Annotated in this window: 12 protein-coding genes and 1 tRNA gene; 5 read left to right on the plus strand and 8 right to left on the minus strand. The window is 39.8% G+C overall.

Annotated elements, in window-relative coordinates; all coding sequences use genetic code 11:
- Nucleotides 1-53 precede the first annotated feature (53 nt).
- The 3 genes from L2747_RS06820 to L2747_RS06830 all read right to left on the minus strand — a co-directional run bounded on the left by L2747_RS06820 (nt 54) and on the right by L2747_RS06830 (nt 2,101).
- Nucleotides 54-398 (minus strand): hypothetical protein, encoded by a 345-nt coding sequence (locus L2747_RS06820; RefSeq protein WP_248998332.1) that lies wholly within the window; start codon nt 396-398, stop codon nt 54-56.
- Nucleotides 399-496: 98 nt separating this feature from the next.
- Nucleotides 497-1,303 (minus strand): regulatory protein RecX, encoded by an 807-nt coding sequence (locus L2747_RS06825; protein ID WP_248998333.1) that lies wholly within the window; start codon nt 1,301-1,303, stop codon nt 497-499.
- A gap of 153 nt (nt 1,304-1,456) precedes the next feature.
- Complete coding sequence (locus L2747_RS06830) at nt 1,457-2,101, minus strand: LysE family translocator (RefSeq protein WP_248998334.1); 645 nt, start codon at nt 2,099-2,101, stop codon at nt 1,457-1,459.
- Between the two features lie 334 nt (nt 2,102-2,435).
- On the opposite strand from L2747_RS06830, the gene nadE reads away from it, so the two are divergent.
- Nucleotides 2,436-3,266 (plus strand): NAD(+) synthase, encoded by an 831-nt coding sequence (gene nadE, locus L2747_RS06835; RefSeq protein ID WP_248998335.1) that lies wholly within the window; start codon nt 2,436-2,438, stop codon nt 3,264-3,266.
- A gap of 59 nt (nt 3,267-3,325) precedes the next feature.
- Here nadE and L2747_RS06840 read toward each other — a convergent pair whose 3' ends face one another.
- A complete protein-coding gene (locus L2747_RS06840; protein WP_248998336.1) occupies nt 3,326-3,805 on the minus strand; it encodes a DUF6942 family protein in 480 nt (159 codons plus the stop codon).
- Between the two features lie 86 nt (nt 3,806-3,891).
- On the opposite strand from L2747_RS06840, the gene L2747_RS06845 reads away from it, so the two are divergent.
- Nucleotides 3,892-5,334, plus strand: coding sequence for an alpha/beta hydrolase (locus tag L2747_RS06845; protein ID WP_248998337.1), 1,443 nt, complete (start codon nt 3,892-3,894; stop codon nt 5,332-5,334).
- Here the strand turns inward: L2747_RS06845 and L2747_RS06850 are convergent.
- A complete protein-coding gene (locus L2747_RS06850; protein ID WP_248998338.1) occupies nt 5,318-7,507 on the minus strand; it encodes a diguanylate cyclase in 2,190 nt (729 codons plus the stop codon). The genes L2747_RS06845 and L2747_RS06850 overlap by 17 nt on opposite strands.
- 464 nt (nt 7,508-7,971) lie before the next feature.
- On the opposite strand from L2747_RS06850, the gene L2747_RS06855 reads away from it, so the two are divergent.
- On the plus strand, nt 7,972-8,196 hold the full coding sequence (locus L2747_RS06855) for a cytochrome c3 family protein (protein ID WP_248998339.1): 225 nt from the start codon (nt 7,972-7,974) through the stop codon (nt 8,194-8,196).
- A gap of 127 nt (nt 8,197-8,323) precedes the next feature.
- On the opposite strand, the gene L2747_RS06860 is transcribed toward L2747_RS06855, so the two are convergent.
- From L2747_RS06860 to L2747_RS06870, 3 genes are all read right to left on the minus strand, one after another.
- A tRNA-Pro gene (locus tag L2747_RS06860) sits at nt 8,324-8,400 on the minus strand.
- Nucleotides 8,401-8,523: 123 nt separating this feature from the next.
- On the minus strand, nt 8,524-10,308 hold the full coding sequence (locus L2747_RS06865) for a DUF3413 domain-containing protein (protein WP_248998340.1): 1,785 nt from the start codon (nt 10,306-10,308) through the stop codon (nt 8,524-8,526).
- An 81-nt stretch (nt 10,309-10,389) separates the two neighbouring features.
- Nucleotides 10,390-10,608, minus strand: a complete 219-nt coding sequence (locus tag L2747_RS06870) for a YejL family protein (protein ID WP_248998341.1) — start codon at nt 10,606-10,608, stop codon at nt 10,390-10,392.
- 568 nt (nt 10,609-11,176) lie between these two features.
- Between L2747_RS06870 and yejK the strand changes: the two genes are divergently transcribed.
- Nucleotides 11,177-12,205 (plus strand): nucleoid-associated protein YejK, encoded by a 1,029-nt coding sequence (gene yejK, locus L2747_RS06875; RefSeq protein WP_248998342.1) that lies wholly within the window; start codon nt 11,177-11,179, stop codon nt 12,203-12,205.
- A 414-nt stretch (nt 12,206-12,619) separates the two neighbouring features.
- The gene (locus L2747_RS06880) at nt 12,620-13,498 is read left to right on the plus strand and encodes a 6-carboxytetrahydropterin synthase (protein ID WP_248998343.1); all 879 of its coding nucleotides are present in this window, start codon (nt 12,620-12,622) and stop codon (nt 13,496-13,498) included.
- Nucleotide 13,499: the final 1 nt, after the last annotated feature.

The following is a 13,499-nucleotide window of genomic DNA, read 5'->3' on the forward strand; positions in this document are numbered from 1 at the left end:
TGCTATTAAGGTAATGATAAACAGAATTATTACGCTAGTTATTGTTAGAAATATTAACTAAAAATTTTACGTTGGCTACGTAGAGCAATGATGCCATTACCGCACCATGCAGCAAGCAGAGTGAATGCAATTACACCAGCCATGATTGCGCTTAAACGATACCAAGGCGCTTCAGCTAAGATCCGCATTTGTATGTATTCAAAGCTGCTTATTCCCCATACTAATAACGCAGAAGCAATTAGACCCAATTGCAGTAGTCTCGTGGCCCAATTGGTTTTAATGAATAACAACAATGGACTTAAGGCAAAGGCTATGCAGGCTTCTGTTTGACCAAAACGTAAAAAGTGTGCACCGATAAGAAGATACGCTAAACAAATGAGAATGATACGCCACCACATTAGACTTCACCTTTGAAATGATGTTTGAAAAGACAAGTGGTTAAAGCTTACGTGAAATCATAAGCGGTATTCTATAGGTGGCTTCACACTAATGACATTTAGTCATCAGACTGGATGGCTTCTTTTATCTCATCGCTATTAAAGCCTTTACGGGATAAGTAAGCATAGGCTTTTGACTTTTGCTTATAGTCTGATAAATCAAAACGTTTTTTGGCTAATTCTGCTTTACAGCTTTGGTAAAAATCAACTTCACCATTTAAGCTGAGTTGATATAAAGTTTGTTCAAAGTTAGATATATCTATCAGTCGTAGCCTTAACTCTTGCAATATAAGAGACTCACCTTTGCCTTTGTTATACAGTTTAATTATTTCTTTGGCTAAATCGGCTTTATCGGCTTTGATGGCGAGCTTGCTGCGCAAGGTATCTCGAGCTGGGTGCTGTTGCAATGCACGCTCAGTTTCTTCTCGAGTAAAGCCCTTATTTGTCATCTGTGAATAGATTTTCTCTTTATTGGTTGTGTGAAAGCTTTCATATTTAGTTAGCAGTCGCTGCTTTGCCATTGCAAAACTATCGATTTGCAGCTCGTCGATAACTTGCTCCAAAGCATTATCTATTTCTACAATTGCTACGCCACGTAATTGTAACTTTCGCTTGATAGCATTGGCACCGACCTCATGACTAAATGCGAGTTCACAATATCGCACGGCGAAATCAAAATCATTTTTTAAAAAGCCATTTTCAATAAGACGCTCAACTACCGTATTAATCCAAGCTTGGTTATCTGTTTTTCGCTCCAACTTGCTACGAATTTCGTTAATCGTGAAGTCTTGTTGGCCAAGGTGCCAATAGGCGCTATTAAACACATTATCTATAGTTTTGGCTTGGCGAAGAGGAGGGCGTTGCATAGTGATAAGATCTTTAATCAACAATTGTCTGTAGCAGTTTAGCAGAAGGCACGCTCGTTGAGTATGCCGCTGGCAATACTCAACGAGGTGTTGTTTGCACTGTCGCTATGTCTTAAGGCGACAAATCTGTGTAACTTGTTTAATGGAGAGTATTTAATGAGAATTAACTAATCCAATAATGATCATTAATGCCACTGAGACAAACACAACACCAGTAAGTAGATTGATTATCGGGCTGGCCTTTTTCATTTTAAGTTGGATTTTAGGTTTAGAAAGTACGATTGCGATAAAACTAAACCAGAAGAATGACAGGCTAAATAAAAGCAAAGCGGCCATTGTTTTGGTTATTAAGGTTACCTGAGGGGTAATTAAAGTGGAGAAAAGTGTAATGAAAAAGACTAAGGCTTTAGGATTTAATATATTGGTATATAACCCCTGCATAAAACCTTTGTTTACGGTTACACCTACTTTCTTATAATTTGTTTCAATCGTTACAGTGTCACGCCAATGCAAAGTCGCAGCCTTTATCGCACCGATCCCCATCCAGCCAAGGTAGCTAGCGCCAATTAATTGGACTACTGTAAACAATAGATCTGAGCTCTTAATAATTAAGCTCACTCCAGTTAAACTCAAAAGAGTATGCCCAAGAATAGCAACCGCGATCCCCAAGGCTGATGCAACCGCAGCTGCTCGAGATTCTTGGGTAGAGAGCCTCACGACTAAAGCAAAGTCAGGGGCAGGGCTTGCAAGTGCAATTAAGTGAATGACTGCAAGTGAGGAAAGTAATTGATAATCCATTAAAAACCTAAAAGTTATAATACCATCACAATCAAAAATTAATCTATTCAGATCGCTTCTGATGTTGTGTTAATGAGCTTAATCTAGAACAACGATGCTTTTCATTTATTGCCTCAAAACGGCTCAACTCTCGCTGAGGAAGCAAATCTCTATACTGATTGGTATTCTGCGGTCCCACAAGTAATAGAAACGGCGCTAGTGTTTATTTTTGAAGCTGCATTGTCATTAATAATTATAAATTAACACGATTGTTATCAATCAGCTCGTGAATAATCGTTAGAATTCACCCATAATAGAATCCGATTTTATGCCTTTGGCCATTGGAGAGTGAAACGTGAAAGGACAGATCTTAAGAGAAATGAAAGTACTTAAGGCGATTGACCCGACTTTTGAAATACAAAGACGAGTTGCATTTATTAAGTCAAAACTTAAGCAATCTAGCACAAGCTCTTTAGTGCTTGGAATAAGTGGCGGAGTGGATTCCTCATTGGCTGGTCGTTTATGTCAGTTAGCGGTAGATGAGCTCAATGCTGATTCCGAGTCAACTCAATACCAATTTATTGCTGTTCGCCTGCCTTACGATGTCCAAAAAGATGAAGATGAAGCGCAGATGGCATGTCAGTTTATCCAACCGTCAAAACTTGTTACCGTAAATGTTAAACAAGGAGTAAATGGCGTTCATAGCGAAACGCTTGCGGCAGTTGAATCGGCGGGGATTGAATTACCTGATGTGAATAAAGTCGATTTTGTTAAAGGTAATGTCAAAGCACGAATGCGTATGATTGCTCAATATGAGATTGCTGGCTTAGTCAACGGTTTAGTCGTCGGTACAGATCATAGTGCTGAAAATATTACTGGCTTTTATACTAAGTGGGGCGATGGTGCCTGTGATCTAGCTCCTTTGTTTGGTCTAAATAAGCGTCAAGTTCGCCTGTTAGCAGGCTTTTTAGGCGCGCCTGAACGTTTAGTGATTAAAGCGCCGACCGCCGATTTAGAGGAAGGCAAGCCGCAGCTTGAAGATGAAGTGGCACTGGGTTTAACCTATGATCAGATTGATGACTTTCTTGAAGGCAAAGAGGTCAGTAACTTTGTGAATGATAAACTAGTTGGGATCTACCGTGTGACACAACATAAACGTTCACCAATTCCAACGATTTATGACTAGTATTCTTACCTTATTAAAAAAGGCGCTTTAGCGCCTTTTTTAATGTCGTATTGCATTGCTCAAGCCAGACTTGGTAAACCTAGTACTTGCCTTAAGTTATCAATGTGCAGATTTGGAAACTGGCGATAGTCTAAGTAAGGGCATAAAAAAATGGAGCTTTTGCTATGTTGGCTAAGGTAACCCTCAGCCCCCTTTAAAGGTGCGAAGTTAGCATTGTTGATTTGTAATAATTCGCTACTTTGTTGGCCGCAAATGAAATGCTGTTTTGCACCAGTAACGAGCTGTGTGGCGCCTATAATAATGCATTCGTTCCGTTTGAGTAATTGATGCTCGCGGTAATGTTTCCATTGAGTATCGCTAACAGATATTTTTGCCATAATGGTGAGGATTTTACGCCAGTGATTACCATTCATTTCAATTAGGTGATTGATAGCCTTATCGGTATGAATACTCCAACTATCATTTAAGAGTGGTGGCGATGGCAAGTAAAAACACCTGCTCGCGGTTGATTGGCCGATAATGTTATTATTTTTATTCAATGTAAGCCCTTATGTTTACTACGCTGATGAAAGGCGTGTAAATTAACCTTTAATAGATTGCGTATTTAGGATGAATAGCGACTTTTATGAAAGCCATTATAATCGGTTCAACTAAACACCTTGCCTTCGCTGTTTTTTATTCTTCTGTAGGAACTAGTATTGCATTGATTGCTATGGCGGTTTGGTTTCTTAATTCACGCCCCGATCTATCTCTTTGGCATACGACGGATCTTCAGTCGGAATATACGGTAAAAACTGAGGTAAACAACTTTTCTGATTACCTTGCTCTTGAGGAGCAATTGTTTGTAGAGCTTGATAAAAAAGTATATCAAAATCAATCAGAACCTCAATATTTCGATATTCTGAATCGGTATGTAAGAGGGAGTTACTCTGATCCTGGATTATGGTCTCAAGATTGGAATCGAAGCTTTGAGTGGTCAAAAGTTGATGCTGAATATGGCGTATTGTTATTGCATGGAATGTCAGACTCTCCTTATGCCATGTCTCACTTTGCTAAACATTATAAAGGCAAGGCACATGTGTTGGGCTTAAGGTTGCCGGGACATGGAACCTTACCGTCGGCATTAACCAAGGTAACTTGGCAAGATATGGCGGCTGCGGTAGCGCTTGCTACAGAGCAAATGAAGCAAACATTAGGCGATAAGCCGCTATATGTTGTGGGTTTTTCAACAGGGGCTGCGCTCGCCTTGAATCATGAATTAGAGCGAATCGCGAGTAATAAGCAAGCACATTACGCTGCAATGGTACTTTTTTCGCCCGCTATTGGTTTACCTCCAGTTGCTGCTGGAGCAAGGTGGCAAGCAAGACTGGGCAATATTTTAGGTTTAGATAAACTTGGTTGGAATAGTATTCAGTCTGAATACGACCCGTTTAAATATGGCTCATTTGCGGTTAATGCGGGGGATGTGGTTTACCGTTTGTCAGAGCATAACCTTGAGTTAATAAATCAACTCGGTAAAGAGCGTCTGGCTGGCCTCGCGCCAATCCTGACATTTCAATCATTAACAGATGATACAGTTGATACAAGCGCGGTGGTTAACAGTTTATACCAAAAGTTACCTAATGTTGGTCATGAGCTGGTGATGTTTGATATTAATCGTACTAAGGTGAATCTAAGCTTAATTCTAAACGATCCTTTATTACCATACGAAGCAGTGCTTGCTCAGGATGCTTATGATTTCACATTTACTTTGGTTGAAAATGAAAGTGCAGATACTCGTAAGATCCATGCCCGCAGATTAAATGACGATAGCAAACAGGAATTAGGACTAATTTGGCCAAAACAAGTATATTCTTTATCTCATGTAGCGCTACCTTTTCCTAAAAGCGATCCGTTATATGGCCCCGTAGGCGATCAAAAGAAACAGCATATTCAGATTGGTATAGCAGCATCTAGAGGTGAAAGAGGGGTGTTAACAGTGCCCGCGAGTGAAATGATGAGGCAGAAGTGGAATCCGTTCCACAGTTATATGCTCAAGAAAATGGACCAAATTATTGTGGCTCAGTAGCTTGGACATTAGTATCTTTCAATGTCGTAAATATCAACTTATTACGGCCAGAGTGTTTTGCTTGGTATAGATTGATATCAGCCTGTTTTACCCAATCTTCTAGTGAAGCACTATAAGTACCATTGCCTAATACCGCTCCAATGCTGGTGGTCACATTAAATTGATGATTATCCTCTTGATCATCAATTACCAGCTGCGACAACCTTTCTCTAAAGTGCTCTAAATGTTCCTCAATTTTTAATGCGTTACAAAGCGGCATTATTAATAAAAACTCTTCACCGCCATATCTAACGATAATATCAGAGTTGCGTTTAAAGTCTTGTTGGAGCTGTTTGGCGACGAGCTTGAGGGTTAAATCTCCACTATGATGGCCGTAAGTGTCATTAATAAATTTAAACTTATCTAGATCAAGCAGCGCAATGGCGATAACTTCATCACTGCGCTGGCAAAGCTCCTGTACAGCGGTAAACTTGTCCTCAGCGTATCGACGATTATAAAGGCCGGTTAATGGATCTTTTTCTGCTAAGGCTTTTAACTGGCTATTGGCGTGTTCGAGTTCAATCGTTCTGATAGCCACTTTTTCTTCAAGCTCAAGCTGATAACCAATTAGCTGACTTTTACTTTGCTTTAACCGATGAAATAATGAATAAATTTCCTTAGGAGACTCCTCATCGACAGCATACTCGATATAGGCATCATCTGAATTTGTACTAAATTTACTAGCAATGTTTTCAAGTGGCCGAGTAAGCCGTGCACTAACGATTCTAGAGAGATACAAAGCGATGAGTAATGACACAATAAGCATCGCGAATGTGGTTAAATACATGTTTTCAACCAATTCAACTAATGGCCTAAACGGATTGAGGATCAGCAATTGCCAGCCATTATCAAGTGATACGCTTGCATATACATATTCCGGCGCCATATTGTTATTCTGGCTGATATTGATTAGCGGAAACGGACTAATGTAATTAGGGTTATGTGGCGAAAAGGTAAAATCAGATAACGGCGCTAAATTTAGTTGTTCAGATGCATAAAGTACTCGTTGATTTTGATCGAGTAGCAGCATGAACTGGTTTTGATTATTGTTGTCAATTTCATCAATGATCTTAAATTGATTCAAATCTAAAGACCCTTCAATAATACCAATAGGTTGGTGCGGGCTTTCTGGACGATAAAGTGGTGCGCTGATAGCTACAATAGGGTCATTACCAAAACCTTTACCAAGAAATAATGGTGAGGTATAGGTTCGCTGATTAATAAACGCTTCGATAAAGTAATCGCGTTCGGCAATATTGAGTGGCTTTTGCGATGTTTGAGCTTTTCGCAGTAACGAAGCTGGGCTTGCAGCTACGATGTTTGCCTCGCTATCAGCCATAAGCATAGTGATGAAACCTGGATAATTACTGTGTAATTGCGATAGTAAGATCTGTTCATCTTTATCTGAATGCACGTTTAAACTCAGCCACTGGGCTGCATTGTTTATTGCGCTTGAATGTACAGCTAAATACGCCTTTGTAGAAGAAGCGAGGTTATTAGCAGTGTTTTTAATGGCGTCGTACATTAAGCTTTGCTGGCGTTCAATAAACTGGTTGTTGAACATTAATGCTGCCATCAATAAAGCTGTCGTTATGACTAAGGTAAATGTATACGTCAACTGAGTGTTAAATGTTCGGCGTTGCTTGTCTTTGACTTTACTTTGAAAGTGCCAAAATGACGGTGTCAGTATGATCAGCAAAGAGCCAATGCTGGCATAAATTAAACCATTAATCCCCTGTTTTAGAGCAATAAAGGTTGCATGGGTCGTTGGAAGTTCGGTAAATAGCGATATATACAAATAAAATCCAGGCATACCCAGTATTAGCCAAAAAGCAAAATTGGCGTATAAAGCGTAAATGTCACGTCGTCTAGCAAATCCAAGAAAGATAGCTTCAATGCCAAATAGAAAATAAACATGCAAGCTATCCCACGCAACCATTAGCCCACTAACAGCGATTATTGCTGTATAAAGCGCATACCATGGTCCAAGTATGATGGCTGAAATAACGTATGCGACGTTACCTAAAATCAACTGAACGTTGGCAAATAGGTGAATAGGGTAGAGGTTAATGAAAAAACCGACTACACCTAAAACGGTGGCAAACAATAATCTATTTTGTTCAATTTTTAGCAAAATAATTCGCCTTCACGCGGAACTGTAAAAGTCAGTGCCATTATTAATTAAATAGGAAAAATACAACTAAAAAGTCATTACAATTTATTAACTTTAGTTGACGATAGCAACTGTTAACTCTTCTTAAGTTAATTTGTAGACTAAAAAGGCATCAAATTTATATTTCAAGAATTAGTAAATTTGACTGCGGTTCAATTTGAGATTTTTTTGAAAAATAAAATGCCAAATTTGGCCATATGTCAGACCTCGCTCACATCCTTTAAAAGTCATCGTAAAGCCATTCAGCTTTTGTTCAACAACAGACCCAGATTTAAGTTTCAATTAAGATTAAGTCATATCATGGGAGGCATGGGCTACAGAATGATTAAGTGATTAATTTTCAGTGAGCTTTCACAATAAAAGCCTTAATAGCTCTGTGATATAACAACTATTAAGTGCAATAACTCCGATATTAAGGAATGCGTATGAAATATTTAACTTTAGTTGCTGCACTAGCGTTTTCTGCATCTGCAATGGCTGTAAACTGTACCGATTGTCACGAGACAATTAATGTTGAAGAGCACACCGAAATGGAAGCGACCATCGCGACATGTAATGATTGTCACGATATGGGCAGCGCTCACGAGTTAGACAAAGAGATCCATACTCCTGACTTAACAATTAAAGAGTGTGCTGACTGTCACGAGTAATTAAGTTTGCAGGGATGAAGCGTCAATATAATGATGTCTTCATCCCAAAGCGCTTAGGCTAAATTGATAGTCACAATCGTATAGTTACAAAAAAGCCAGCTGAGTCAGCTGGCTTTTTTATTATATTTGGTCGGGATAACAGGATTTGAACCTGTGATCTCTTGTCCCCCAGACAAGCGCCTTACCGGACTAGGCCATATCCCGAGATACTCATCAGAAACAGTTGTTAACAAGGGGAATTCTGAAGAGCAAGCACTGTACCAAGTCATTATAACTAGCGCAAGCTCTTCGTGGGGTCATAGTATTCAATTGCTTAGTTTGTAATCTTTAGTGCACATAGAGTCTACGACCTTCACGCATAACCTCTATGAGTTCAGGGGCGCTTAACTTTTTCTTCAAGCGCTTGCGGTAGTCAATATCATAGATCCGATACTTTCCATGACGATCAATAACAGTGATTTCTGACTCTTGGTATATCGCAAAAATACGATGGTCACCCACATACACCCAACTTTTATCATCCGGCTGCATTAAGCTTTCATCTGAGCTGTAATCTGATGCTGGGTTCGAGCATCCTAAAGCTTGAGTCAATATAGCGGGTACTAGGCCATTATGCGTTGTTCGATAGTTTATTTGTTTAGCCGATGTTTCGTTTGGCCAATGAATGATCATTGGTACGTGTATGCTATCGGGTGACAAGTTTACGCTAGCTTCATTGGAGTTACTGGTAAACACTTTGCCATTAATACCGGTAATAATAACCAGAGTCTCAGTGGGTAGGTCGCTGACTACTTGTTCTATCTGTTTATCAATAAAGTTTAGTGATTGGCGGTACTGGTTAAACAGAACCTTTTGTGCAGGCTTTAGTTGAGTTGCTGCCTTAACGGTTTTTATACCTAAAAAACCAATAGGAGTGTCGTAGCTTTCTGGAGACTTTAAATTGATTAGACTAAACCAAGGTTTAGTTAATGTTTGTTGCCATTGTTTCCAGTTTTTGATGGTTTGTAGATCTGAATTGGCAAAACTATCCGTATGTTGGGCATCTATGCGTTCAAAGTCGTTAAAGATAGCTTGAGGTACTGCTAAGGTATCTTGGGTGCTAAATAAGCCCAATTGGTAGCCTTGGTTTGCTAGCTCTTGGGTTAATACAGGGCTTTGAAAGTGTAAGTCTACGGCATCTGAATAGCTGCCCTGTAGTCCATAAAGTAGGCTAAACATGCCACTGTTAAATTGATTACCGCCGCTAAGGTGTTGGGTAAAGTTCATATTGCTTTTAGCATAAGACGCTAAAAATGGCATTGTAGATGGATCAATTAAATCTGCACGTAGGCTATCCACCGCAATAACCAAAATGTTTGGATTGCTGTCTGCCATACATTGCATTGGTGTTAATGGGTACTTTAAGCTTGCTTTTGGCGGCGTTTGGTCTTTATGGCTTTGTGCGCCTTCTATGCCGTAACTTTCCATTAAGCTTTTAGCTGTAGCTGGATAAGATAGCGGGTAGGCATCGTCAAAATGGGTGATCTCTGTGACTTCTGCTGCATCGCCCCAAATATGGATTAAATGGCTTGCGACAAAACAGATCCCAACAATGGCAACGACTTTATTGCCAATATTGCGCTTACGGATCTTCTCAACCCGTTTCCATAAAAAGTTAGCAAGGGTTAGCTCTATCGCTAAAATCGCCATAGGTGTGATGATATAGGATGTACCTCGAAGCAGAGCGTTCAAATCAGCCCAAGCAAGGTCGAATACGAATGGACTTAAATGCAGACCATAATCATCATAAATGACAGTATCATATAGCAATAAGCATAAGCTTAGCGTCGCAACAACAGCGGCATAACCCCGAAGGATACGAGAATAGGGGAGTAATAAGGTTACTGGGAAAATCAGCACCAAATAAACCATAAAAGCTAAAAAGCTAAAATGGCCTATGGTACTAATGACTAAGTAACCCCAGCCAATAAAGGATTCGGGAAGCCCGATGGTGTCGAGGTAGCGATAACCCACAATAATGGCCAATAAGCCATTAATGAAAGCAAACCAATGTCCCCAGCTTACTAAGCGTGAAACGCGATCACGTCCAATCTGTTTTTGTCGCTCGACCATGTTGATCCATTTATTGTTTAGGTGTTGTCAAGGGTAAGCAAGCTTTAGCCTTGACGAACATCTACTTACTATTGGTGTATCTTAGTTAGATTTTACTGATTGCGACAATGCTTTAGCAAATTGCTCTGCTACAACTTGACGTGCTTCAGCAGGCACTTTATTTTGCAATAGGTGAGTCACACAGTTGCCTAGTGCCATTAAGCTCAAGTCTGTTGGTGACTGGTGCTTCTCTAATACTGCAAGTAATTCAGCAATAATTGACTCTACTTGAGTGTTAGAATATTTAGATTGAATAGCCATAATTAAAAATGTTCACTTTAAATCTTGATTAACGGCATATAATAACGGATTTTTTAAAGAAGCTCCGCACTTTTATTGCACTTTTTCCCCTATCTGTTTTTCACTGCTTAATATCTTCATTTTGCATGCTTTTGCTATGTCATAAAACCAGAAGTTAAATCCTAAACTATTAGCTTTAGGAGTAAGCATTGCATCAACCGTTGCTGTTATTGAACTTGTCTTTAATTTAAGTGTTAAGGCACAAAATATTAACGGCTTGAAACCTCATAAACTTGGCTGCCGCGTATTCAATAAGGCTTGTATATTGGTTGTGGTTATTTGCTTATGGCTAAAAGCGCTCACGCTATATCGCAACCGATATCTGGTCACAAATTGCGTCGATAGCAGTCTCTACAGATATAGATTTATTGGTACTCTCTGGTATGATAGCCGGCACTATAAATCGGTTGTTATGGCTCGTTATTTAGTTATAACTTAACTGACTGGAAAAAACATCAATCGTTTACAATTAGAATGCGAGCAGTTGATATACTTGCATGCATTCCTTGCCAAATTTTATCGAGGCTCAATGAGTATTAACGTCGAACAAGCAATTATCCACTCCATTTCTCAAGATGGTGAAGGTCAACTTAGTTGTCGATTACGTCCACAACCTTTGCTTAATAGCCAAGCTGTTGAGGCGATGCTCGAAGAGTTGCATCAAACCTACACGACTAAAGCGGGTAAAGGTTTTGGTCACTTCGGTATTAATGGTGAAGACGGTGAAGCGAATACTAAGTTTAAAGAAGCGCTAACGACATATCGCGCCGGTGAGCTTGGCTTTGTCGAGTTTTCAGGCATAGCAGGTAAACTGCTGCAAGAAGAACTGTCAAAATATGATTTTAGCACTGGTGGTTTCCTGCTGCTGTCTTGCTACACTTACATGACTAGTGACTATTTATTTGTCTCTTTGCTTAACGCTAAATCGTCAATGACAGTACTTGATGATATGGAGCTTTCGCAAAATACCCATCTCGATTTAAATAATGTTCAGTTAGCAGCTCGTATTGATTTAACTGAGTGGCAAGCCGATCCAGACTCGAAGAAGTATATCTCTTTCGTACGTGGCCGTGCGGGCCGTAAAGTTGCTGATTTCTTCCTCGACTTTATGGGATGTGTTGAAGGGGTAAACACTAAAGCACAAAACAAATCGTTAATGAATGCGGTCGAAGATTTCGTTGGCAACAGTGAATTAACTAAAGATGAGCGTCAACAAGCTCGTGAACGTGTATTTGACTATTGTACTGAACGCTGTGATGAAGGTTCATCAATTCAAATCAAAGATTTGGCAGATGAATTAGCCGATCAAGGTATGGACTCGTTTTATGATTTCGCCCAAGGCGGTACATACGACTTAGAAGAAGAGTTTCCAGGGGATAAGCCAACCCTCAGGCAGCTAAAGAAGTTTTCAGGTACTGGCGGTGGCGTGACATTAAGCTTTGATGGTCAACACCTTGGCGAGCGCGTTATTTATGATCCTGTTTCAGACACTATTATTATTAAAGGCGTACCTGCTAACTTAAAAGATCAGTTAGACCGTCGCCTTAAGGGCGAGTAACTTAAACTGGTGTTGGCAAGCGCCTAAAACATGAGTTTAGAGCGAATCAAATGAAGCCGAGCTAATAATGCTCGGCTTTTTTTTCAATATTTGACAAGAATGATTATCTTTCAGTGCTTCATGAGAGAAAGCATTAAAAGGAATTAGCGTAGTTGTATCACACGTATTTAAGCTAACTTTTGGCTTAGATTTAACCTGTTTTTACGTTGGATTTGGCGTATTCAGGGTATTTAACTGACTTCGCTTTAAAACAATGCAGTCAGTGTTAAAAAAGTCGAATGTTAATGCGGTTCGTTGTAAGCTACTGCAATATTCAACGTAACCAGAACTCTGGTTGGCGTATATCTTATTCATCCTGCGGCCATTGCTGTATGGACTATGACAGGTAGACTGTTTTTCTACCTAGGAGCGCAAATGCAACTATTCGTTAAAGATTTAACCGTAATCGACTTTTCTTATCTTTGTCCGATTAGAGGGATGGTTGGGGAAAGTTGGATTGTTGACGTGTTACTTGATGGTGGTTTAGATGAGCAAAATATGGTGCTCGACTTTGCTAAAGTGAAGCGTACCATTAAAAGCACTATTGACGATGTCGCAGATCATCGTTTGTTGATCCCAACCGCTTGTAGCGAAGCACGCTGGCAGCAAAAGGGCGATCGTGTCTGGATGGATTTTTCAAGCCAAAAAGGCGACATCCATCTTGCGTGTCCATCGCAGGCATTTGCACTTATTCCAAGTGAAATTATTGATTTTGAAAGTGTGAACAAGTTTTTGCAGCAAGCATTGAAAGAAGTATTACCGGAAAATGTTGAAGGGATTTCGCTTACACTCAGAAATGAGCTGCATGATGCACCTTTTTATCATTATAGTCATGGTTTGAAAAAGCACGATGGTAACTGTCAACGTATTGCTCATGGGCACCGCAGCCCGGTAACCGTATTTGAAAACGGCGTTGCTGCACCTAAATGGGATGAATATTGGGCCAAGCGTTGGCATGACATTTATCTTGGCACAGTTGAAGATCAAGTATCAGTTAAAACGTTGGTGTTATCGCCACAAACAGAAGTAAATGATAACACCCATTTCGGTTTTCATTATCAGGCGCCACAAGGTGACTTTCAGTTAGCTATGCCTAAAGATCTTTGTGATATTTTGCCACATGATACAACCGTTGAATTGCTTGCAGATTACATGGCGCAAACGCTTTCAGACAAAGTACCAAGCAGTGATTTTAAAGTGATTGCTTATGAAGGTGTGGGTAAAGGTGCTATTGCGAGTCGCAGTGTTAAATAAA

The organism is Shewanella marinintestina (assembly GCF_023283845.1).
Classification (GTDB): domain Bacteria; phylum Pseudomonadota; class Gammaproteobacteria; order Enterobacterales; family Shewanellaceae; genus Shewanella; species Shewanella marinintestina.